This is a genomic window from Pseudomonas aphyarum (assembly GCF_028657055.1).
GTDB lineage: Bacteria > Pseudomonadota > Gammaproteobacteria > Pseudomonadales > Pseudomonadaceae > Aquipseudomonas > Aquipseudomonas aphyarum.
The window spans coordinates 545554-567118 of sequence record NZ_JAMDGS010000002.1; the positions used below are offsets into that span (position 1 = coordinate 545554).

Below are 21565 nucleotides of genomic sequence, written 5' to 3' on the forward strand. Positions count from 1 at the left end.
GTCAGTTCAGGTAAGGGGACCAGGACGGTTCTCTGACTTCGCCTTGAGCGGTAGGAAGCGGGAGCCTCACGCGTCCATTAATGGACACGAGCATCAAGACTCCCCGGCCCTGCTGGCGGGTGGCGTAGATTACCATGGTGCCGTTGGGCGCAACAGTAGGCGACTCGTCCAGAGTGCTATCAGTGAGGATTTTTACACTTCCGCGCTGCAAATCCTGGGCCGCCACTTTGAAATTGGTGAAACCGTCCTGACGATGGATCATCACCAGGGTCTTTTCATCCGCCGAAAGCTTCGGGTTGGCGTTGTAGTTGCCCACGAACGTCACACGTTCGGCACCACCGCCACCAGCGCTGGTCTTGTAGATCTGCGGCTTGCCGCCACGGTCGGAGGTGAAGTAGATGGTCGAACCATCCTTGCCCCAGTACGGTTCGGTGTTGATGCCAGGACCTGCGGTCACACGGGTGATCTGACGCGAACCGAGGTTCATCACGTAGATGTCCGGGTTACCGTCTTTCGACAGCACGAACGCCAGGCGATTGCCGTCCGGCGACCAGGCTGGCGCGCCGTTCAGGCCTTCGAAGTTGGTGATCTGCTCGCGGCGACCGGTGTCGATGTTCTGCATGAAGATGCGCGGACGCTTCTGTTCGAACGACACGTAGGCGATACGCTTGCCGTCCGGTGCAAAACGCGGCGACAGGATCGGCTCGCGCGATTGCAGCAGGGTCACGGCGCGGGCGCCGTCATAGTCCGAGCGCTGCAGGGTGTAACGGGTGTTCTTCTCGGAGAAACGCTCGGCTGTGACGTACAGCAGGCGAGTCGAGAATGCACCTTTAATACCGGTCAGCTTTTCGAACGACTGATCGGAGATGAAGTGCGCCATGTCGCGCAGCTGTTCGGTAGTACCGGACACACTGCCGTCAGCCACTTTCTGCTCGGTGGCGACGTTGAACAGAGCCCACTGCACCTGCAGACGGCCACCGGCCGGCGCGATGCTGCCGACCATCATGTATTGCGCGCCCACCGCCTTCCAGTCACGGAAGATGATTTCGCTCGGCTGACTTGGCTGGCTGATCATGTTTTGCTTTGGAATCGGCGAGTAATAGCCCGAGTTGCGCAAATCGTTACCAATGATTTCAGCCATGTCATCCGGCAGGACGGCACCGCCCTGGAAACCGAACGGTACGACGGCGATCGGAGTTGCCCGATCGCTGCCGCTGGTGACCAGAATGTTCTTTTCATCCGCCATCGCGATCCCTGCCATGCAGCAGATCACGACCAGCATTCCTCGAAGAAGGTTTCTCACAAGGCTAGATCCTCAGGTGTGAATGTCATCTTGAATGAACGATACGGAGCGAAATCGCTCGGCTTCATTCCCTGCATTTCCGTCAAACGTCCAATATTCTTGACCGCTGCCACTGCCGACGCATCGAACGGACCGTCGCCACTGGACTTGGCCACGCTGACCGAAGTCACCGTACCGTCCGGCAACATGCCGATCTGCAGTACAACCGTCATGCCTTTGCGTGCCGAAGGTGGACGTGCCCAGCCTTCCGCTGCCCGCGCACGAATCAGGTCATCGAAACTGCCCGCGACTTCATCGCCCTGCTCATCGGCCAAGGCCTGCTGGCGCTGCGGCGTGTCGGAAAGCAAATCTGCCAGGGCCTGAGCCTTTTTGTCTTCGGCGGATTTACGTGCCGCGTCCTGCGCTTTCTTCTTCGCAGCATCGGCAGCAGCTTTCTTCTTCGCGTCTTCGGCGACTTTCTTCTTCGCCTCTTCAGCTTCAGCTTTCTTCTTGGCGTCTTCGGCGGCTTTCTTCTTCGCGTCTTCGACGATCTTCTTCTTGGCTTCATCAGCGGCCGCTTTCTTGGCCTCTTCTTCAGCAGCCTTCTTGGCTTCTTCTTCGGCTTTCTTCTTGGCTATATCAGCCAATTGTTTCTCTTCTGCCTTCTTGGCTTCGGCGGTTTTCTTCGCGTCTTCGGCTTTCTTGGCTTCATCAGCCTTCTTCGCCTCGTCCGCTTTCTTCGCCTCATCGGCCTTCTTGGCTTCCTCGGCCTTTTGAGCCGCTTCTTCTTTCTTTTGTTCCGCAGCCTTCACCGCTTCCTGCTCGACCTTTTTCTGCTCCATCTGCTCGACTTCGGTCTGGCGCGCGGCGGATTTCTTCGCCTCACCCGCAATCTTCTGATTGGTCTGGGTGGTTGCCTGACTTTTCGATTTCAGCTGGTACAGGGTCGCCTGGACAATCGGCTTGGCCGGCGGCAGCTCCGGAGTCAGGGCGAAACTGACGAACAGCATGCCGAACACCAGCACGTGCAAGCCAATCGCCCAGACACTAGGCCAGAAGTAGCTTTCCGAGGCGGACGGCTCTCGCTGTTGCTGCATCAGGGCGCCTCGGTGATCAAGCCAACGTTACCGACCCCGGCTTTCTGCAGCCCGCCCATGGCGCCCATGACGGAGCCATAATCGACGGACTTGTCGCCACGGATGAAGACCTGGGTACGCTTGCCGCCTTCAGTGCCGGCGCGAATGATCTTGGTCACCGCGTCGGTCATCTGTGGCAGGGTCATGGCCCGGTCCTGCTGCTTCTCGGTGTCGACTTCGCTGCCAAGGTTCCAGTAGTAGGTCTTGTCCGACTTGATCGAAATGGTCAGCACCTGGGTGTTGTTGTCCTGCGGCAAGGCTTCGCTGGAAACCTTGGGCAGATCCACTTTCACGCCCTGATTGAGCATCGGCGCAGTCACCATGAAGATGACCAGCAGCACCAGCATCACGTCGATGTAAGGCACTACGTTCATCTCGGCGACCGGCTTGCGCTTGTGTCGGGCTCGAGTGATTAAAGCCATCGGGAAATACCTGCTTATTCTTCGCTGGTGTGCACTTTGCGGTGCAGGATCGCCTGGAATTCATCGGCGAAGGTGTAGTAGCGGCTCAGCAAGGTTTCGCTGCGGGCAGAGAAACGGTTGTAAGCGATAACGGCCGGGATCGCGGCGAACAGACCGATCGCAGTGGCGATCAGGGCTTCGGCGATGCCGGGTGCCACGGTAGCCAGGGTGGCTTGCTGGGCGCTGGCCAGACCACGGAAGGAGTTCATGATCCCCCAGACGGTACCGAACAGACCGATGTACGGGCTGACGGAACCGACGGTGGCGAGGAACGGCAGGCTCTGCTCGAGCTTTTCTTCTTCGCGGGAGATGGCGACGCGCATGGCACGGGCCACACCTTCCATTACCGCTTCAGGATCGACGCCTGGCTGCTGACGCAGACGGGAGAACTCCTTGAAGCCGGCACGGAAGATCTGCTCGACGCCCGAATCCGGATCCGGGTTGCTGCCGGCCTGACGGTAGAGTTTGGACAGGTCGATACCCGACCAGAAGCGCTCCTCGAAGCTCTCCAGGGCGCGTCGACCGGCGCGCAGCAGGTTGCTGCGCTGAAAGATCATGATCCATGAGGTCACCGATGCGGCCACCAGGGTCAACATTACCAACTGCACCACGATGCTGGCATTGCTGACCAGGCTCCACATGGAGGAATGGTCGACGACGTTAGCTTCCACGCTTTATCTCCTGCTTTGAGTGTGTACCCGTGCCGACCGCGTCGGCAAAGGCCGCACGCAGGTCTTCGGGAAGGGCCCGGGGTTTCAAACTGTTAGTGCGCACACAGGCCACCAGAAACTGCCCTTCGCAGAGCAGCACATTATCCGTTGCCCGCCTGACCTGCTGTCGAAAGCGCAGGCTGGCACGGTTCAATTCGATTACATCAGCGCTTACCAGAAGCTCGTCGTCCAGTCGCGCCGGCGCGTGGTAACGCGCTTCGCTGGAATGCACGACGAACAACAGGTCCTCCCCTGCCAGCGCCGACTGGGCAAAGCCCAGCTCCCGGAGCCGCTCGGTTCGAGCCCGTTCCATAAACTTGAGGTAATTAACGTAATACACGATGCCGCCCGCATCGGTGTCCTCGTAATAAACGCGACATCGATGTGCGAACGGCTCAAGCCCGTTTTGCGCGCGCATACTCTAGTGCTTACTCCTCGGGTTGCCAATCCGGCCAGGCAACTGTTTTTCATTGTTCGAAGGCTTTACCGCAAAAGTACCGTCCTGAGACAGTACAAACGCTGAATAAATCGACAATAAATGTGTATTAATCGTCCACGGCATCGAGAAACTCGTCTACCACGGGCATCTCGCCCATTCGTGTCGGAATGTTTAAACCAAAATGCAGGTACGCGTGACGGGTAACCACCCTGCCCCGTGGTGTCCGCATGATGTAACCCTGCTGAATCAGGTACGGCTCAAGCACGTCTTCAATAGTGTGGCGCTCTTCGCTGATCGCCGCCGCCAGACTGTCGATACCCACCGGGCCGCCATCGAACTTCTCGATCATGGTCAACAGCAGACGCCGGTCCTGATGATCGAAACCGTGCTCGTCGACATCCAGCAGATTCAGCGCCAGATCCGCGACAGCCTTGGTGATGTGGCCCTTGGCCCGGACTTCGGCAAAATCCCGCACCCGACGCAACAGTCGGTTGGCGATCCGCGGTGTGCCACGGGCGCGGCGCGCAATCTCGAACGCCCCTTCCGGATCCAGCGGCAGGCCGAGGATGTTCGCCGAACGGCTGACAATCGTCGCCAGGTCAGCGGTGCTGTAGAACTCGAGACGCTGGACGATACCGAAACGGTCACGCAACGGGTTGGTCAGCATGCCCGCCCGCGTCGTCGCTCCAACCAGGGTGAACGGCGGCAGATCGAGCTTGATCGAACGCGCCGCCGGCCCTTCACCGATCATGATGTCGAGCTGGAAATCTTCCATCGCCGGGTACAGCACTTCTTCGACGATCGGCGACAGGCGATGGATTTCATCGATGAACAGCACGTCGTGCGGCTCAAGGTTGGTCAACAGCGCCGCCAGATCCCCCGGACGTTCCAGCACCGGGCCGGATGTACTCTTGATCGACACGCCCATTTCCTGGGCGATGATGTTGGCCAGTGTGGTTTTACCCAGCCCCGGCGGACCGAAGATCAGGGTGTGGTCGAGGGATTCGCTACGGCCACGGGCGGCCTGGATAAACAGTTCCATCTGCTCGCGAACGGTCGGCTGGCCGATGTATTCGGCCAGGCTGACGGGACGTATCGCCCGATCCTGGACTTCTTCGCGCTCACGCGGACTGTGCGTGGCGGCGATCAGACGATCAGCTTCAATCACTTAAATCATTCCCTTCAGGGCGCGTCGAATCATGTCTTCGCTGCTCAGGCCTTTCTCTTTGATCGCGGAAATCGCCTTGCTCGCTTCCTGTGGCTTGTAGCCCAGGGAAATCAGCGCGCTGACCGCATCGTTCTCGGCGGTATTGACCGGTGCCGGGCCGTCCGGCTGGTTCGGCACCAGCGCAAACATGGCCGGCGAGGTTTCCCAGGCCTTGAAGCGATCCTTGAGCTCGACCAGCAGACGCTCGGCGGTTTTCTTGCCCACCCCCGGCACCTTGGTCAGCGCCGAGGTGTCCTGGGATTGCACGCAGCGGATCAGTTCGTCGACTTCCAGACTCGACATCAAGGCCAGGGCCAGTTTCGGTCCTACACCATTGAGACGGATCAACTCGCGAAAAAAGTCTCGCTCACGCTTTCCGGCAAAACCATAGAGTAACTGCGCGTCTTCGCGCACAACCAAATGGGTGTGCAAGGTCAGCGGTTCACCGACCGACGGCAGACGATAAAGGGTGGTCATGGGCACTTCCAGCTCATACCCGAGGCCGTTTACATCCAGAATCAGGTGCGGCGGCTGTTTTTCAGCCAGAGTGCCGCGCAAGCGTCCAATCACGTTTCAGATCCTTGAGCGTTGGCCAGCCGTGGGCTGGCGACCGACAGAACATGGATTGACGGCCGACGACCCAGGCGCGAAATCCACATTCCGTGAAATTGACTGCTGATGCTATCAGAGACGCAGGCGCCCGCCACGACTGCGTGCCGTTCCCAAGCCGTGCGGCAACAGACTGGAGCGGGTGTGGGCGTGACAAATGGCAATCGCCAGGGCATCCGATGCGTCGATTTGCGGTTTGCTCGTCAGCTTGAGCATGTGCATGACCATCATCTGCACCTGTTCCTTATTGGCAGCGCCGGTGCCGACCACAGCCTGCTTGACCTGGGTGGCCGTGTACTCGGCGATCTCCAGGCTTTCTTCGGCGCCGGCAACGATAGCGGCCCCACGGGCCTGCCCGAGCTTGAGCGCCGAATCGGCGTTTTTCGCCATGAACACTTTCTCGATGCCCATGGTGACCGGGCCGTAGGTCTGGATGATTTCCCGCACGCCGCGATAGACGATCTGCAACCGCTCATGCAGCTCGCCGGCACCGGTGCGGATACAACCCGAGGCGACATAGATGCAACCGCCGCGTCCGGTATCGCGAACAATGCCGTAGCCGGTAATGCGCGAACCGGGGTCGATACCAAGAATTAAAGTCATAAGCCTGCTGGTTCGAAAAAACACAAAAACAAATGTGGGAGATTCCGTGCTTGAGGGGAAGCCTCAAACCCGGAATCTCCCACATTGAATCGTAGTCGCTCTTAACCGAGCTGAGCGGCCACGTCTTCCGGAATGTCCGCGTTGGAGTAGACGTTCTGCACGTCGTCCAGGTCTTCCAGCATGTCGATCAGCTTGAGCACCTTCTCCGCACCCTCCAGATCCAGTTCGGCGCTGGTGGTCGGCTGCATGACGATTTCCGCGTCATCACCCTTGAAGCCGGCGGCTTCCAGGGCATTGCGCACCGCGTAGAAACTGGTGAACGAGGTGAACACGTCGATCGAGCCGTCTTCGTGGCTGACCACGTCGTCGGCATCGGCTTCCAGCGCCGCTTCCGTCAGTGCGTCTTCGTCGACGCCCGGGGCAAAGCTGATCTGCCCCTTGCGTTCGAACAGATAGGCTACCGAACCATCGGTACCGAGATTGCCGCCACACTTGCTGAACGCATGACGCACCGCCGCTGCGGTACGGTTGCGGTTGTCGGTCATGCACTCGACCATCACCGCCACGCCGCCCGGGCCGTAACCTTCGTAGGTCAGCTCTTCAACGTTGTCGGCTTCGGTCGCGCCGGCGCCACGGGCCACGGCACGGTCGATGATATCGCGGCTCATGTTAGCGCCCAGCGCCTTGTCCAGTGCCAGACGCAGACGCGGGTTGGAGCCCGGATCACCGCCGCCCTGACGGGCCGCCACGGTCAGTTCGCGGATCCACTTGGTGAAGATCTTGCCTCTCTTGGCATCCTGGCGTTCTTTGCGGTGCTTGATGTTCGCCCACTTGGAATGACCTGCCATAACTCGCTCCGAATTCTCTTGAACAATGCCCGCCATGCAGATGCATCGGCCGGCAAAAAAATCTTGTTTTCAATCACTGCAGAAAGAAAAAAGGCGCATCCGAAGATGCGCCTTCAGGCCCGTCTTACTCGGCCTTTGGCGTTTCGCGCAAACGAATGTGCAATTCGCGCAATGCCTTCGCATCCACGACACCCGGCGCCTGCGTCATCACGTCGGCAGCACTCTGGGTTTTCGGGAAGGCGATCACTTCACGGATCGACTGGGCGCCGGTCATCAGCATCACCAGACGATCCAGACCGAAGGCCAGACCACCGTGCGGCGGCGCGCCGTATTTCAGGGCGTCGAGCAGGAAGCCGAACTTCTCTTCCTGTTCCGCTTCGTTGATGCCCAGCAGACGGAACACCGCCTGTTGCATCTCTTTGCGGTGGATACGGATCGAACCGCCACCCAGCTCGGTGCCGTTCAGCACCATGTCGTAGGCACGGGACAGAGCGCCAGCCGGGTTGGCTTCCAGCTCTTCCGGCGAGCACTTCGGCGCGGTGAACGGGTGGTGCAGAGCCGAGAAGCTGCCGTCGTCGTTCTCTTCGAACATCGGGAAGTCGACGACCCACATCGGTGCCCACTCGCAGGTCAGCAGCTTCAGGTCGTGACCGAGCTTGATACGCAGCGCGCCCAGGGCTTCGCTGACGATCTTGGCCTTGTCGGCGCCGAAGAACACGATATCGCCGTCGACTGCGCCGACGCGATCGAGGATCACGTTCAGGTTGGCTTCCGGGATGTTTTTCACGATCGGCGATTGCAGACCGTCAACACCGGCAGCGCGCTCGTTGACCTTGATGTACGCCAGGCCCTTGGCACCGTAGATGCCGACGAACTTGGTGTAGTCGTCGATCTGCTTGCGCGGCATGCTTGCCCCGCCTGGAACGCGCAGTGCGGCGATACGGCATTTCGGATCGTTGGCAGGGCCGCTGAAGACCTTGAAATCAACTTCTTTGAGCTGATCGGCCACGTCGACCAGTTCCAGCGGGTTACGCAGGTCCGGCTTGTCGGAACCGTAACGGCGCATGGCTTCTTCGAAAGTCATGTGCGGGAATTCACCGAATTCCAGATCCAGCACTTCCTTGAACAGGTTGCGGATCATGCCTTCGGTCAGGCCCATGATGTCTTTTTCGTCGAGGAAGCTGGTCTCGATGTCGATCTGAGTGAACTCAGGCTGACGGTCGGCACGCAGGTCTTCGTCGCGGAAGCACTTGGCGATCTGGTAGTAGCGGTCGAAGCCGGCAACCATCAGCAGTTGTTTGAACAGCTGTGGCGATTGCGGCAGCGCGAAGAACGAACCGGCGTGGGTACGGCTAGGCACGAGGTAGTCGCGCGCGCCTTCCGGAGTGGCACGGGTCAGGATCGGGGTTTCGACGTCGAGGAAGCCGTTCTCGTCCAGGTAGCGACGGATGCTGGTGGTCATGCGCGAACGCAGACGCAGCTTCTCGGCCATTTCCGGACGACGCAGGTCCAGGAAGCGATAGCGCAGACGGGTTTCTTCGCCGACGTCGGAGAACTCGTTCAGCGGGAACGGCGGGGTTTCCGACTCGTTCAGCACTTCCAGTTCGTAGCCCAGCACTTCGATCATGCCCGACGCCATGTTGGCGTTGGTGGCACCGGCCGGACGCAGGCGCACCTTGCCGGTGATCTTCACAACGTATTCGCTGCGCACGCGATCGGCGGCGGCAAAGCTCTCGGCGCGATCCGGATCGAACACTACCTGGGCCAGACCGTCACGATCACGGATATCGAGGAAAATCACCCCGCCGTGGTCGCGACGACGGTGAACCCATCCGCAAAGGGTAATTTCCTGGCCTTCCAGGCTTTCGTTCAGTTGGCCGCAATAATGGCTGCGCATCATGGTAGTGGTTCGCTTCTCGTAATTCGAAATTCGGTGGAGATCCCGCTGCACTCAAGCACTGTGCAACTAGTGGAAACTCGCGCGTGTCGTTCGACCTGGGTTTGAACCCTAGTCAGATTTGTCGCCACCGGCCAGATTCTTCTTCGCGCCGGTCTTGAAATCGGTTTCGTACCAGCCGCTGCCGCTGAGGCGAAAGCCCGGCATCGACAGCTGCTTCTTGAGTTCCGGCGCCTGGCAGGCAGGGCAATCGACCAGTGGTGCGTCGCTGATCTTTTGAATGGCTTCCAACTGATGACCACAGGAAGCACATTGGTAATCGTACATCGGCATGGGGTTGTCTCGGCAATCAGATTGCCAGCACGCGCAGGGCTGTGCGGCGAAAGAGCGGGATTATATCCATTAAATGCGGCCTGTGCAGCCGGAAGACTGCACAGGCCGTCTTGTCAGTGACAACCCGCGTCGTGCATCCCCGGAGAATCCCGCAGGCCATGCACCACACACACCACCCGCACCAGACCGCTGAAGTTTTTCACCCCGCCATGGCGCAGGTGCACTTCACGATCGACACGGGACAACAACGTGCCGACCGAACAGCAATTGTCCTCGGCCATCCGGCCCAGGATGTTCCAGTAAACCTGCTCCAGCCGCATGCAGGTCGCGAACCCGTTCAAGCGTACCGATCGGGACAGCGGCCGGATCAACTCCATGTCGAATCCGCCGAGAAACGGCTCCCCGAACTTTTCCTGCTGCAAACCGACAGCAATGTCGCCTCGCCTGTCTCCACCTTCCATATCGCTGACACTCCTTTGCCATTTCTGCGCCTGTGTTCAAGGCGAGTTCCTGTGACCTCATTAAAAGCGCAGGTGCAAAGGCAGATCCAGATGACTTTTTGACCATCCATGTAGGATAAGCCAACGCGATACGGAGGATCATGGAGCGGCGAGGCGGCTTCCTTGTTTCCTACCGTCGCGAATGATTTTTCCGGGCAAAAAAGAGAAAAGCGCACGAGCGAAGGATCCGTGCGCTTTCCGTCATCAGGCCTCGAGCAGTGCGCGGAGCATCCACGCGGTTTTCTCGTGAACCTGCATGCGCTGGGTCAGCAGGTCGGCGGTCGGCTCATCGCTGACTTTATCCAGCAGAGGGAATATCCCCCGCGCCGTGCGGGTGACCGCTTCCTGCCCCTCGACCAATTGCTTGATCATGTCCTCGGCACTCGGCACGCCCTCCTCTTCCTTAATAGAAGACAGGCGCGCATAGGTCGCGTACGCGCCCGGCGCCGGAAAGCCCAGCGCCCGGATTCGTTCGGCGATCGAATCCACCGCCAGGGCCAGTTCGTTGTATTGCTCCTCGAACATCAGATGCAGGGTCCGGAACATCGGCCCGGTGACGTTCCAGTGGAAGTTGTGAGTCTTCAGATAGAGCACGTAGGTGTCCGACAGCAGGCGCGAGAGCCCTTCGACGATGGATTTGCGGTCTTCTTCACTGATACCGATATCGATTGCCATGCTTACCCCCTAACGGCGATTGAATTCATCCAGCAGGTGTCGGTTCACTGTAGCAAGGCCTCCCTCGCATCGCAGCCCCCGTATCGACCCGATAGAGGCGACAAATCGCCCCACGCGCTGCCGCTGGCCGGCGTGATTTGAGTAGCCGCAGGCTTTGCTGTTAAATAGGCAGTGTGTCGCTACGCCCCGTTTTCCGGGCCTGCGCATAGGCTGATGCCGTGCACGTGTCCAACGCCTCTTATTGTTCCGAAGCGAACCGTGCGCCTTCAGCTCTTCCTTGTGAGCCGTCATAACGTGAGTCAATAAAAATGTTGAAAATCGTCCACCTGCTAATGGGCGCAGCAGCCTTGCTGCTGTCCTTCATACCCAGCCTGAAGTCCGAAGCGGTACCTTACCTGCAACAACCCGATGCACTTTACCTGGCCTTTTTCGGCCTGCTGAACCTGATCCTTGCGCCAGTCATCCCTTACTGGAACAAAGGTCCGCGCCAGCATCTGCAAAATCTGGTCAGCGCCTTGCTGGTCCTGACCGTTGTCCTGCAAACCCTGACCCTGATCGCGCCGATGCCTGTCATCGCCGGCCAGCCAGCCGTGCTGTTCAGCCTGGTGATCGCACTGGTCGCCGTGGTTCTGCACCTGGCCGTCAGCTTCTACAAATCCTCACCGGCCGCCGCCGCGCAAAGCTACGACATGAGCAACCGCGATACCGGCACCGTCAAGTGGTTCAACACCTCCAAGGGCTTCGGCTTTATCTCCCGGGATTCCGGCGATGATATTTTCGTGCACTTTCGCGCCATCCGTGGCGAAGGCCACCGCGTCCTGGTCGAAGGCCAGCGCGTGGAGTTCTCGGTGATGAACCGTGACAAGGGCCTGCAGGCCGAAGACGTGATCGCCGCCCTGCCACGTCGCTGATCCACGTCTCCCGCAATAAAAAAACCGCGAACAGCCAGGCTGTTCGCGGTTTTTTAATGGGTGCGTTTTTCACGGGAGCCTGCCCGTGCACATTTCAATAGTGTGGCGGTGGCGCATCTTCTTCAAAAGATCCGAACTGACCCACCATCTCTTCCTGGCGTTTGAGTACGGCTGCCATCTGCAATTGCAGACGCTCGACCACTCGCTGCTGCTCCACCAGCACATCGTTCAATGCCTGGATGGTGTCGTCCTGAAATGCCAGGCGACTTTCCAGCTCGGTAACACGTTGTTCGAGGCTCATCACTCAGCCCTCCAGAAAGGTGAAATCTTCGTCCAGCACCAGACGCAGGCGTTTGCGGATCGCGGCCACTTGCTCGGCAGTGTAAGGCCTGGCGGGGTGCTTGCCCCAGACCGGCGCCGGCCAGGCGGCGTCATCCCGTTTACGCACGATCACATGCATATGCATCTGGCTGACCACGTTACCCAGGGTCGCGACATTCATCTTGTCGGCGTCGAAGGAATCCTTGAGCACCTCGGCCAGGGCCGTGGTTTCTTGCCACAAGGTCTGCTGGTCGGCGACATCCAACTGAAACAACTCGCTGATATCGTCGCGACGAGGCACCAGGATGAACCACGGGTAGTTGGCGTCGTTGGACAACAGCAATCGGCAAAGCGGGAAATCGCCGATGGTCAGCGTGTCCTGTTGAAGTCGTGGGTCTAAAGCAAACACTGCGCGCACTCCCGGCGAAATGACCTGTTTTCAGCTTAGCGCCCCGCTGTGAAAGCAGCGCGCCAGGCGACTGGACGGCAGCATACCTGCGATTGACGTGTCCTTCACGGCGAATGCGCCACGGCAAGGAATCTTCCGCGCCCTGCAAAGTGACATTTGTGGCACGAGCGCACCAGAACAGAACCCGCACTGCATTCGAACGCGGGAAATGACCGGTTCAGGAAGCAACGTTTACGTACCATCGACGGCTCAACTGTATGAATTCAGTACAGCCAATAAAATTTTTTGCACCAAAACCGCACAGCACGTCTACGCTCAGTGCGTCGGGCATCCGCCGAATACTCACCGACGGGGTGAACCGGTAACGTTTTTGGTTGTCGCGCTGCGACTTTCAGGGAGCAACACCATGCGAAGGATGGCGTCAAGCCTGTTTGAAAGGCCCTCGAAGCCCCCGGTTTTATGAGGTTTTTACAGCGTCAGACGAGCACCTTGAAAAAAACCGGAACAATTCAGCGGTTTGTGCACGCTTGTTGCATTCATACCCATATGGACTATAAGCGCACCACAAGAAGTGGATGCCTTGAGCCCCATAAAAACAGTGGCAGGGTTGCCCGATGGAGATTCAAGCGTTTTGCCAAGGGACTCTTTTTTACCGATGCTCAAGCCCTGTAAAACAGCGCTGAAGTTGTCAGTCCCATTGCATTTGGACTGTAAATTTGCGACATCTACCAAGCCGTTTGCGACACGCTCGTAAAGAAGCTGAAAGGTTGGATTCGCAAGTATCGCCAACATGGTCGGCGTGATATAAGTTTGCGCCGACACAAAAAGAAAGAGCCGCCCAGATAATAAAACAGGTGGGACGGCAGTACTCTTCTAAAACCAAAGGAGCAAATCACGATGCGCGTGATGAAGTGGAGCATGATCGCACTGGCAGTTGCAGCAGCAGCCAGTACTCAAGTGGCTACGGCCGCACCGTTTGTAAGTGACCAGGCTGAAGCGAAAGGCTTTGTTGAAGACGCGAAGTTTGATGTGTTGCTGCGCAACTATTACTTCAACCGCGACAAGAAGAACACCACCTCCAATGACCAGAAAGACTGGACCCAGGGTTTCCTGAGCAACTTCAGCTCCGGCTACACCCAAGGCACCGTGGGTGTTGGTGTTGATGCATTCGGTTACCTGGGTATCAAACTGGATGGCGGCGACGGCACCACCGGTTCGGGCAACACCAGCCTCGACTCCCAAGGCCATGCCCACGACTCCCTCGGTAAAGCAGGCGCAGCGATCAAGGCCCGCATCTCCAAAACCGAGCTGAAATTCGGTGAATTCCAGCCAAGCACAGCTCCGGTCTTCGCCGTTGGCGGCTCCCGTCTGATCCCTCAGACTGCTACCGGTTTCCAACTGCAGAGCAGCGAAATCCAGAACCTGGATCTGGAAGCAGGCCACTTCTACTCGGCCTCCAGCCAGGACGAGATGAACAGCAACGGTGAACTGCACTCGCAATACGCCAGTACCACTGATGATCCTGTCACTGGCAGAACCATGGACTTCGCCGGTGGTAAATACGGCGTCACCGACAACCTGAGCGTCTCGCTCTACGGTTCGAAGTTCAAGGACATCTGGAACCAGTACTACGCCAACGTGAACCTCACCACTCCATTCGGTGGTGACACTTCGCTGAACACCGACTTCAACATCTACCGCACCAACGACACCGGTAGTGCCAAAGCCGGCGACATCAGCAACACCACGTTCTCCCTGGCAACCGCGTTGTCGTTCCTGAAAGCGCACACCGTGACTCTGGCCTTCCAGAAAGTCGACGGCGACACCCCGTTCGACTACGTCGGTGTAGGTGACAACAACCGTGGTGGCGACTCGATCTTCCTCGCCAACTCCATCCAGTACTCCGACTTCAACGGTCCTAGCGAAAAATCTGCACAGATTCGTTATGACCTGAAAATGGCCGAGTACGGCGTTCCGGGCCTGAGCTTCATGACCCGTTACGTGAAAGGCTGGGACATCGACGGTAGCAAAATGGATGCTGACAGCCCTTACCGTGCGTACGGTTACGGTGAAGATGGCAAACATCACGAAACCAACCTGGAAGCCAAATACGTAGTTCAGACCGGCCCTGCCAAAGATCTGTCCTTCCGTATTCGTCAGGCATGGCACCGTGGTAACACCGACCAGGCTGAAGGTGATATCAACGAGTTCCGTCTGATCGTCGACTACCCACTGTCGATCTTGTAATCGCCAACATTTAGTTCGCGGTAACAACAAAAAGGCCCATCTTCGGATGGGCCTTTTTTATTGCCTGTCACTTGTAATAAATGCCTGACCGATAAGTCAGGCAATTAATTAGCAACCTATCATTACACTGCCGATTCCTGAACCACACGAATCACTCGTTGCGGAAACGGGATATCAATTCCGGCAGTTTTTAAACGATCTCGGGACTGTTCGTTAAACATGAACATCACATCCCAGTAATCGGCAGTTTTAACCCATACACGCAGAGACACAGTGATCGAACTGTCACCCAGTGTCGAAATAACGGCCTGAGGCGCCGGATCCTGCAACACGCGATCATCCTTGGCCAGATCCAGCAGCACCTGACGGGCCTTTTGCAGATCGGCTTCGTAATCCACACCCACGTCGAACACCACTTTGCGGGTCGGCTGACGGTTGGTGTTGGTGATGATGCCGTTCGACAGGTTGCCGTTCGGCACGATGATGGTCTTGTTGTCACCGGTGCGCAGCACGGTGTGGAAGATCTGGATGCTGTCGACAGTACCCGCCACACCCTGGGCTTCGATCCAGTCACCGATGCGGAACGGACGGAACAGCAGAATCAGCACGCCGCCGGCGAAGTTCGCCAGACTGCCCTGCAACGCCAGACCGATGGCCAGGCCGGCCGCACCGATTGCCGCGACGAACGAGGTGGTCTCGACGCCGATCATCGACGCCACGCTGACGATCAGCAGCACCTTGAGAATGATGTTGGCCAGGCTGCTGATGAAACCTTGCAGCGCCAGGTCGGCATTGCGCAGGGCCAGCAGGCCGCCGAGCTTTTGCGTGACCTTGTTGATCAGCCACCAGCCGATGGCCAGGGTAATCACCGCCAGCAACACGCGGCTGCCGTATTCCATGATCATCGGAATCCACGCCTGGGACGCCTTGACCAGGTTGTCCACCTCAGCATTCAAATCCATCTTTTATCTCCTGATTGCCGGCTTCCCGGGCTGTAAAAAACCAGCGGCAGAAAGACCGGGCCGTAAAGGGCTCAATCGTTTCTGCCGTTGCTTGGGCCTCGGACGCTTTAAACGCCGAGAGGTTCCCGACCGAAAAGCTTAGTCGCGGAAGTTGTTGAACTGCAGTGGCATGCCGAATTCCTTGGCACGCAGGGCCGCGATGGCTTCCTGCAGGTCGTCACGCTTCTTGCCGGTCACACGCACCTGCTCGCCCTGAATGGCGGCCTGTACCTTGAGCTTGGCTTCCTTGATGTGGCCGACGATCTTCTTCGCCAGTTCCTTGTCGATGCCTTCCTTGAGGACGGCGTCCTGTTTCATCAGCTTGCCCGAAGCGAAGGAGTCTTTGACTTCAAGGCACTGCACGTCGATCTTGCGCTTGACCAGGGCCAGCTTGAGGATCTCGATCATCGCTTCCAGCTGGAAATCGGCTTCAGCGGTCAGGTGGACGGTCAGGTCCTTTTCCTTGAATTCAAAGCTGCCCTTGCCTTTCAGGTCATAACGACGATCGAGTTCCTTCACGGCGTTCTCGACCGCGTTGGTGAGTTCGTGTTTGTCCAGTTCGGATACCACGTCGAACGACGGCATGTAATCTCTCCAATAAAAAGGCGCGCTCGTACGGAACGCGGCGCGCTTGGCTTGCGGTTAAAATCGGGCTCATTATAACGGGTCTTTTCCCACCGACACGGCGAGCCTTGCATGCCTGTACCTTACCGAGTGAAAAACTGATGTCCACCCCTTGGCATGTCCTCGGCGCCGGAAGTCTGGGCACGCTCTGGGCCACGCGTCTGGCCCGGGCCGGATTGCCGGTCCGGCTGATCCTGCGCGACCTCGACCGCCTGCACGACTATGCAACGGCGGGTGGCCTGACTCTCGTCGAACAAGGCGTGGCCAGCCGTTACGCGATCCCCGGTGAAACCCCGGACAGTCCCGGCCCCATCCGTCGCCTGCTGGTGGCCTGCAAAGCCTACGACGCCGAAGCGGCCGTGGCCGGGCTTGCCCATCGTCTGGCACCGGACGCCGAACTGATTCTTTTGCAGAACGGCCTCGGCAGCCAGGAAGCGGTCGCCGCGCGAGTCCCGCAGGCCCGCTGCATCAGCGCCTCCAGCACCGAGGGCGCCTTTCGCGACGGCGACTGGCGCGTGGTGTTCGCCGGCCACGGCTACACCTGGCTCGGCGACGCCGGCCATCCCGTGGCGCCATTCTGGCTGGACGATCTTGAGGCAGCGAAAATCCCCCACGAATGGAGCGCCGACATCCTCACACGCCTGTGGCGCAAACTGGCGCTCAACTGTGCGATCAATCCGCTGACGGTGCTGCACGACTGCCGCAACGGCGGCTTGCAGCAACATCACTGCGAAGTCGCCACGCTGTGCGGCGAACTGACCGAGCTGCTCGAACGTTGCGGGCAACCGGCCGCGGCGGACAACCTGCAGCAGGAAGTGGAACGGGTGATCCAGGCCACGGCGGCGAATTTCTCGTCCATGTATCAGGACGTGGCCAGCCAGCGCCGCACCGAGATCAGCTATTTGCTTGGGCATGCCTGCAAGGTTGCAGAGCGTCATCAGTTGAACCTGCCGCATCTGAAGCAATTGCAACAGCGGCTGACCGCTCATCTGCACAGTCTCGGATTGCCCGTCGACTGAGCAGCGGCTACGCTGGCCACTTGTTCCTTTGCTGCGATAAACCTGATGCCATTGCGCCAGCGTCTTGAAAACCTGCCGGTCGGCCAGAAACTGCTGGCCGCCCTGCTGGTGCTGTTGACCACCGTGTTGCTGGTCGCCAACCTGACCTTTATCAGCGCCGCCTATTACATTTCCCAGGAAAGCATGGCGCCCCAGGCGTTGCAGACCATCGGCCGGCTGGTGTCGAACCCGAGTCTGGTGGCCGAAGCCTTGCAGTCGCCGCAAAGCGCCGAACGCCTGCTTAACGAACTCAACAGCTATTCACCACTACGCGCCGCAGCTCTGTACGACGGCAAAGGCGAACGACTGGCGCAGCTGCAACACGGCGACAAACTCAAACTGCCGGAACGCTACCGGCACATCGAAGCCTGGCAACTGACCGAGTTTCGCAGCAATCAACTCATCACCCTGCCCCGCCCCGGTACTGCGCCGGGCCACCTGCTTTTGGTGGCCAGCAGCGAACTGCCAGTCGCGTTTTACACCGGCACGCTCACGGCCAGTCTGGGGATTCTGATTTTCAGTGTGCTGCTGTGGCTGGTCATCGCCCGGCAGATCAAGCGCCTGATCACCCGCCCGATTCATCAGCTGGAAGAACTGTCCCGCCAGGTGACCCGCGAGGAGAACTACGCCCTGCGCGCCTCCCGGGGTAATCATGACGAAATCGGCAGCCTTGCCGAAGCATTCAACACCATGCTTTCGCGCATCGAGGCCCGGGAGCAGCAACTCAAGCGTGCCCGCGACGATTCCCAGGCGGCCTACGATCAGGCCCAGGGTCTGGCCGAAGAAACCCGCCACACCAACCGCAAGCTGGAGCTGGAAGTCCAGGTGCGCAGCAAGATCGAGAAGAAACTCACCGGCTTCCAGAACTACCTCAACAGCATCATCGACTCCATGCCCTCGGCGCTGATCGCCCTCGACGAGCAGCTCTACGTCACCCAATGGAACCAGGAGGCCAGCGCGCTTTCCGGTACACGGCTGGACGAAGCGCTGAACCAGCCGATCTTCCTCGCCTTCGAGCCGCTCAAGCCGTTCCTGCCGCAACTCAAGCAGACCGTCGAGCAACATACGGTGGCGAAAATCGAGCGGGTGACGTGGTTCAAGGACGACGAGCCCAAGCACTACGCCCTCACTTTCTACCCGTTGATGGGCGGCGCCGGGCGCGGCGTGGTGATCCGGATCGACGACATCACCCAGCGCCTGTCGCTGGAAGAAATGATGGTGCAGTCGGAGAAAATGCTGTCGGTCGGTGGCCTTGCCGCCGGCATGGCTCACGAGATCAACAACCCGCTGGGGGCGATCCTGCACAACGTGCAGAACATTCGCCGACGCCTGTCGCCAGACCTGCCGAAGAACCTCGAACAGGCCGAACAACTGGGCATCGAACTCGATACCGTGAACCGCTACCTGCAAGGCCGGGAAGTCCCGCAACTGCTCGACGGCATCCAGCAGGCCGGTGCCCGGGCGGCAAAAATCGTCACCCACATGCTCAGCTTCAGCCGCCGCAGCAACCGCCAGATGGCGCCGTGCGACCTGCCGGCGCTGATCGATCAAGCGGTGGAAATCGCCGGTAACGACTTTGACCTGGCCATCGGTTTCGACTTCAAGGGTCAGGCGATCATTCGCCAGTTCGACCCGGCGCTGGGCCCGGTGCCCGGCACTGCCAACGAACTCGAACAGGTACTGCTCAACCTGCTGAAAAACGCCGCGCAGGCGATTCACCAGCGCGAAGATGACAGCGAGCCGGGGCGAATCACGTTGCGAACCCGGCTCAATCCGCCCTGGGCCGAGATTCAGGTCGAGGACAACGGCATCGGCATGAGCGAAAACGTGCGCAAGCGCACCTTCGAGCCGTTCTTCACCACCAAGGAAATCGGCCAGGGCACTGGCCTCGGGCTGTCGGTGTCGTACTTCATCATCACCAACAACCACAAAGGGCAGATGGAAGTGCAGTCGGCGCCGGGGCAAGGCACCTGCTTCACCCTGCGCCTGCCACTGGCGCAACCGGCGCCCATCGCCGCCGAAACCAATCAACTACCGAGGTAAACCATGGGCTTTCGCTTGTCGAAGATCTACACCCGCACCGGCGACAAAGGCGAAACCGGACTCGGCGACGGCCGCCGGGTGCCCAAGGATCACCCGCGCATCGAAGCCATTGGCGAGGTCGATACGCTGAACAGTCAGGTCGGCGTGCTGCTGGCCGGATTGATCGCCGAGCGCGAAACCTGCCCCGGGCTGAATGAGCTGATCGACGTGTTGGCGCCCTGCCAGCACCGATTGTTCGATCTTGGTGGCGAGCTGGCGATGCCGGAATATCAGGCACTGAACGCAGCAGAAATCGAACGGCTGGAAGCCGCCATCGATGTGTGGAACGAAGAATTGGGGCCGCTGGAGAATTTCATTCTGCCGGGCGGTTCGATGCTGATTGCCCAGGCCCATGTCTGCCGCAGTCTGGCCCGCAGTGCCGAGCGGCGTTGCCAGCATTTGAATGCGATCGAGCCGTTGGCCGGGGTTGGCCTGGCGTATATCAATCGCTTGTCGGATCTGTTGTTTGTCGCGGCCAGACTGATCGCCCGGCGTCAGGGTATTGCCGAGATTCTGTGGCAACCGGCGGCGAAACCCGAGAACTGATCACTCCCACGCCAGGCGCGGGAGTGCTCGGGTGCCTATTCAGGCCTCAGGCCAGAACGCCCGAATCCCCGCCACACCCTGAGCCCCGGCATCCCACGCTTTTTTGCGCTCCGCCGGGCCGACGCCGCCCAACAGAAACACCGGTTTGCTGAAGCCTTCGATCAGCGTCGAAGCCTGCTCCCAGCCCAGCGGCTGTGCATCCGGGTGAGTCAGGGTCGGCTGCACTGGCGACAGGGTGACGAAATCCACCCCCATCTGTTCGGCCAGCGCCAGTTCTTCAGCGTTGTGGCAGGACGCCGCCAACCAGCGCTCCGCCGGCAGCGGACGCCCTGCCGCCGCGTACTTGCGCAACTGCGCCGAGGTGATGTGCCAGCCAGCGGACGGGAAATCGCCCAGCCATTCGAACGGGCCCTTGATCATCAACTGCGCTTTGCCGGCGCACAGACCAACTGCATCCACCGCCAGATCGCGGTATTTCGGGTCATAGCCATTCGGCGCACGCAGCTGGATCAGCTTGATGCCACCGGCAATCGCCTTCTGGATACCGCGCAGCAAGGCCGGGGTTTCCAGATCTTCCGGGGTGATCAGGTATTCAGCGGGCAGACGCGCCGCCGCGACGATCGGCTGGTTGGCTGCCGGGAACTCGTAATCCGTCAGCTCCTTGGCCGAAACCCAGGCCAAAGGCTGGCCCTCGGCACCGTGGGGTTCGCCGGTGAAGCTCAAGACTTCCCAGACATCCAGCAACACCTGCTTGTCCGGGTAATCGTGGCGCACCTTGATCAGCGGCCGAGCGGCGCCGACGACAATGCCCAACTCTTCGTGCAGCTCCCGAGCCAGCGCAGTTTGCACCGACTCGTCGGCTTCGACCTTGCCACCGGGAAACTCCCAGAGGCCGCCCTGATGCTGGGTATCGGCACGCCGGGCGATCAGAATCTTGCCGCTGTCGTCACGAATGACGGCGGCGGCGACATGTACACGTTTCACGACTGCAATTCCTCCAGTCCTGCCTTTTGCCAGGCCTTGAAGGCCGGCCATTGGTAGACGGTTTCAACATAGGCTTCATCGTCGGCCGGCAACTTCACCTGATAGGTACGCAGGCGCACGGCAATCGGTGCGAAGAACGCATCGGCGAGGGACACCCGACCAAACAAATAAGGCCCAGGCTCGGTCGCGGCGGCACGGCATTCGGCCCACAACGCGAGCATGCGCTCGACATCGACCTTCACTTCCGGCGGCACCGGGTTGAGCGGCGCGTCGTGGCTCAGGTTGAACGGCATGTGGTTGCGCATGGCGAAGAAGCCGCTGTGCATCTGCGCGCAGGCGGATCGGGCCTGGGCACGGGCGGCGATATCGGTCGGCCAGAGCTGCTCGGAAGGAAACTGTTCGGCCAGGTATTCGGCAATCGCCAGAGAATCGGCGACGGTGCCACGGGCGGTTTTCAGCAGCGGCACCTTGGCGGTTGGCGAGTGCGCCAGCAGCCGCTCGCGGGTGTCGGGCTTGCCGAGTTTGACCAGTTCTTCGGTGTAGGGTGCGCCGGTCAGTTCAAGCGCCAGTGCCGCGCGCAGGGACCAGGAAGAAAGCAGTTTGTCGCCGATGATCAGGTGAAGGCTCATGTTCGGGTCCTTTCATGGGACAGAAGAAAAGGAGGTCCGCAGACCTCCCTCTT

At 59.6% G+C, this 21565-nt stretch carries 25 protein-coding genes; 5 read left to right on the forward strand and 20 right to left on the reverse strand.

Annotated elements, in window-relative coordinates; all coding sequences use genetic code 11:
- Position 1 precedes the first annotated feature (1 nt).
- The 13 genes from tolB to M5G18_RS04290 all read right to left on the reverse strand — a co-directional run bounded on the left by tolB (position 2) and on the right by M5G18_RS04290 (position 10700).
- The gene (gene tolB, locus M5G18_RS04230) at positions 2 to 1282 is read right to left on the reverse strand and encodes a Tol-Pal system beta propeller repeat protein TolB (RefSeq protein WP_162831782.1); all 1281 of its coding nucleotides are present in this window, start codon (positions 1280 to 1282) and stop codon (positions 2 to 4) included.
- Between the two features lie 17 nt (positions 1283 to 1299).
- Positions 1300 to 2379 carry a cell envelope integrity protein TolA gene (gene tolA, locus M5G18_RS04235; protein WP_273899286.1) on the reverse strand — a complete coding sequence of 360 codons (1080 nt, stop codon included), beginning with the start codon at positions 2377 to 2379 and terminating at the stop codon, positions 1300 to 1302.
- A complete protein-coding gene (gene tolR / locus M5G18_RS04240) occupies positions 2379 to 2831 on the reverse strand; it encodes a protein TolR (protein WP_162130475.1) in 453 nt (150 codons plus the stop codon). Before tolR ends, tolA begins: the two co-directional genes overlap by 1 nt.
- A gap of 23 nt (positions 2832 to 2854) precedes the next feature.
- Complete coding sequence (gene tolQ / locus M5G18_RS04245) at positions 2855 to 3550, reverse strand: protein TolQ (protein ID WP_007912733.1); 696 nt, start codon at positions 3548 to 3550, stop codon at positions 2855 to 2857.
- Positions 3540 to 4007 (reverse strand): tol-pal system-associated acyl-CoA thioesterase, encoded by a 468-nt coding sequence (ybgC, locus tag M5G18_RS04250; RefSeq protein WP_007951203.1) that lies wholly within the window; start codon positions 4005 to 4007, stop codon positions 3540 to 3542. Before ybgC ends, tolQ begins: the two co-directional genes overlap by 11 nt.
- 127 nt (positions 4008 to 4134) lie before the next feature.
- A complete protein-coding gene (gene ruvB / locus M5G18_RS04255; RefSeq protein ID WP_007951204.1) occupies positions 4135 to 5196 on the reverse strand; it encodes a Holliday junction branch migration DNA helicase RuvB in 1062 nt (353 codons plus the stop codon).
- On the reverse strand, positions 5197 to 5805 hold the full coding sequence (gene ruvA, locus M5G18_RS04260; protein WP_007951205.1) for a Holliday junction branch migration protein RuvA: 609 nt from the start codon (positions 5803 to 5805) through the stop codon (positions 5197 to 5199). It abuts the gene before it with no gap.
- Positions 5806 to 5919: 114 nt separating this feature from the next.
- Positions 5920 to 6447 carry a crossover junction endodeoxyribonuclease RuvC gene (gene ruvC / locus M5G18_RS04265; protein ID WP_007951206.1) on the reverse strand — a complete coding sequence of 176 codons (528 nt, stop codon included), beginning with the start codon at positions 6445 to 6447 and terminating at the stop codon, positions 5920 to 5922.
- Between the two features lie 101 nt (positions 6448 to 6548).
- On the reverse strand, positions 6549 to 7295 hold the full coding sequence (locus tag M5G18_RS04270) for a YebC/PmpR family DNA-binding transcriptional regulator (RefSeq protein WP_003227527.1): 747 nt from the start codon (positions 7293 to 7295) through the stop codon (positions 6549 to 6551).
- Positions 7296 to 7419: 124 nt separating this feature from the next.
- The gene (gene aspS / locus M5G18_RS04275) at positions 7420 to 9195 is read right to left on the reverse strand and encodes an aspartate--tRNA ligase (RefSeq protein WP_007951209.1); all 1776 of its coding nucleotides are present in this window, start codon (positions 9193 to 9195) and stop codon (positions 7420 to 7422) included.
- A 108-nt stretch (positions 9196 to 9303) separates the two neighbouring features.
- Positions 9304 to 9525: an FmdB family zinc ribbon protein gene (locus M5G18_RS04280; RefSeq protein ID WP_007951210.1), complete on the reverse strand. Its 222-nt coding sequence runs from the start codon at positions 9523 to 9525 to the stop codon at positions 9304 to 9306.
- 113 nt (positions 9526 to 9638) lie between these two features.
- On the reverse strand, positions 9639 to 9986 hold the full coding sequence (locus M5G18_RS04285) for a ribbon-helix-helix domain-containing protein (RefSeq protein WP_273899285.1): 348 nt from the start codon (positions 9984 to 9986) through the stop codon (positions 9639 to 9641).
- A gap of 243 nt (positions 9987 to 10229) precedes the next feature.
- Positions 10230 to 10700 (reverse strand): Dps family protein, encoded by a 471-nt coding sequence (locus tag M5G18_RS04290; RefSeq protein WP_007951212.1) that lies wholly within the window; start codon positions 10698 to 10700, stop codon positions 10230 to 10232.
- Positions 10701 to 11008: 308 nt separating this feature from the next.
- On the opposite strand from M5G18_RS04290, the gene M5G18_RS04295 reads away from it, so the two are divergent.
- Positions 11009 to 11611 (forward strand): cold-shock protein, encoded by a 603-nt coding sequence (locus M5G18_RS04295; protein WP_007951213.1) that lies wholly within the window; start codon positions 11009 to 11011, stop codon positions 11609 to 11611.
- Positions 11612 to 11705: 94 nt separating this feature from the next.
- On the opposite strand, the gene M5G18_RS04300 is transcribed toward M5G18_RS04295, so the two are convergent.
- The 3 genes from M5G18_RS04300 to M5G18_RS04310 all read right to left on the reverse strand — a co-directional run bounded on the left by M5G18_RS04300 (position 11706) and on the right by M5G18_RS04310 (position 13163).
- Positions 11706 to 11912: a SlyX family protein gene (locus tag M5G18_RS04300; protein ID WP_007951214.1), complete on the reverse strand. Its 207-nt coding sequence runs from the start codon at positions 11910 to 11912 to the stop codon at positions 11706 to 11708.
- A gap of 3 nt (positions 11913 to 11915) precedes the next feature.
- Positions 11916 to 12341 carry an HIT domain-containing protein gene (locus tag M5G18_RS04305; protein ID WP_273899284.1) on the reverse strand — a complete coding sequence of 142 codons (426 nt, stop codon included), beginning with the start codon at positions 12339 to 12341 and terminating at the stop codon, positions 11916 to 11918.
- 468 nt (positions 12342 to 12809) lie between these two features.
- Entirely contained in the window at positions 12810 to 13163 is a 354-nt protein-coding gene (locus M5G18_RS04310; protein ID WP_134020340.1) for a hypothetical protein, read from the reverse strand.
- Between the two features lie 75 nt (positions 13164 to 13238).
- On the opposite strand from M5G18_RS04310, the gene M5G18_RS04315 reads away from it, so the two are divergent.
- Entirely contained in the window at positions 13239 to 14588 is a 1350-nt protein-coding gene (locus tag M5G18_RS04315; RefSeq protein WP_273899283.1) for an OprD family porin, read from the forward strand.
- Between the two features lie 122 nt (positions 14589 to 14710).
- On the opposite strand, the gene M5G18_RS04320 is transcribed toward M5G18_RS04315, so the two are convergent.
- Together M5G18_RS04320 and M5G18_RS04325 are read right to left on the reverse strand one after the other, a co-directional pair.
- Entirely contained in the window at positions 14711 to 15550 is an 840-nt protein-coding gene (locus tag M5G18_RS04320) for a mechanosensitive ion channel family protein (protein ID WP_007951217.1), read from the reverse strand.
- A 138-nt stretch (positions 15551 to 15688) separates the two neighbouring features.
- Positions 15689 to 16174, reverse strand: a complete 486-nt coding sequence (locus M5G18_RS04325) for a YajQ family cyclic di-GMP-binding protein (protein WP_007951218.1) — start codon at positions 16172 to 16174, stop codon at positions 15689 to 15691.
- Between the two features lie 140 nt (positions 16175 to 16314).
- Here M5G18_RS04325 and M5G18_RS04330 point away from each other — a divergent pair, with 140 nt between their 5' ends.
- The 3 genes from M5G18_RS04330 to M5G18_RS04340 are packed head-to-tail and all read left to right on the forward strand — an operon-like array spanning position 16315 to position 19899.
- Positions 16315 to 17232: a putative 2-dehydropantoate 2-reductase gene (locus tag M5G18_RS04330; protein ID WP_273899282.1), complete on the forward strand. Its 918-nt coding sequence runs from the start codon at positions 16315 to 16317 to the stop codon at positions 17230 to 17232.
- 45 nt (positions 17233 to 17277) lie between these two features.
- A complete protein-coding gene (locus M5G18_RS04335) occupies positions 17278 to 19314 on the forward strand; it encodes a sensor histidine kinase (protein WP_273899281.1) in 2037 nt (678 codons plus the stop codon).
- Between the two features lie 3 nt (positions 19315 to 19317).
- Complete coding sequence (locus tag M5G18_RS04340) at positions 19318 to 19899, forward strand: cob(I)yrinic acid a,c-diamide adenosyltransferase (protein ID WP_273899280.1); 582 nt, start codon at positions 19318 to 19320, stop codon at positions 19897 to 19899.
- Between the two features lie 39 nt (positions 19900 to 19938).
- Here M5G18_RS04340 and M5G18_RS04345 read toward each other — a convergent pair whose 3' ends face one another.
- Both M5G18_RS04345 and M5G18_RS04350 read right to left on the reverse strand, forming a co-directional pair.
- On the reverse strand, positions 19939 to 20883 hold the full coding sequence (locus M5G18_RS04345; protein ID WP_273899279.1) for a Nudix family hydrolase: 945 nt from the start codon (positions 20881 to 20883) through the stop codon (positions 19939 to 19941).
- Positions 20880 to 21512 carry a glutathione S-transferase family protein gene (locus M5G18_RS04350; RefSeq protein ID WP_273899278.1) on the reverse strand — a complete coding sequence of 211 codons (633 nt, stop codon included), beginning with the start codon at positions 21510 to 21512 and terminating at the stop codon, positions 20880 to 20882. The genes M5G18_RS04345 and M5G18_RS04350 overlap by 4 nt, the downstream gene beginning before the upstream one ends.
- Between the last annotated feature and the right edge of the window lie 53 nt (positions 21513 to 21565).